We start from the raw sequence: 569 nt of genomic DNA, 5'->3' as shown, positions 1-569 counted from the left end.
CTTTAGACATGGAAAGTCACACATCGGGTTCTTCGTATAAGTCTGCACAGTCTACACACTCTGCACTCTTGAGAGAGGTTTCTGAGAAAGAGAGTGCAGAGTGTGTAGAGTATGCAGACTTTGGCAAAGATAAAGATGATGACGTAGTCATTGAGGTTGATGTGTGACACCGCTGTGCCTTCTTTATTGGCTCAAGCTTCAGTCTGTGCAGGTTGATCTTGAAGATGACAGGCTTCGCGTGAGAGGCCCTAAATCGCTTCTGACTAGCCCAGTGATGGGGCAACTAAAGGCGGGGAAAGAGGCTATATGCCAGTTGATGTCCGAGCCAGAGGTGGTGCCTGTTGACGATGCCTTGCGAAGGCTGGCTGGGATGATGTCAGTATCACCAACATGGCTGGTGTCGGAATGGTTGGTTGATGATGACCTGCGGGATATACGTCAAGGCATGTACCCAGACCTGGAAGCCCTGAGCAGGCTGATCAAACGTGCGCTCTGACATTTCAAAGCGCGCGTGTGTTACCCGGAACCACTGAAAAAGCCGTGCAGGAGTCCCGTGTCCAGCCCCCCGG

Annotated in this window: 1 protein-coding gene; it reads left to right on the top strand. The window is 51.8% G+C overall.

The features are described 5' to 3' along the window. Window positions 1-163 precede the first annotated feature (163 nt). Window positions 164-496, top strand: a complete 333-nt coding sequence (locus tag E1189_RS00600; RefSeq protein ID WP_155158204.1) for a TubC N-terminal docking domain-related protein — start codon at window positions 164-166, stop codon at window positions 494-496. The last annotated feature ends 73 nt before the right edge of the window (window positions 497-569 follow it).

It is taken from the genome of Parendozoicomonas verongulae, assembly GCF_009711465.1.
GTDB lineage: Bacteria > Pseudomonadota > Gammaproteobacteria > Pseudomonadales > Endozoicomonadaceae > Sansalvadorimonas > Sansalvadorimonas verongulae.
This window is presented reverse-complemented; position numbering and strand designations above follow the sequence as displayed.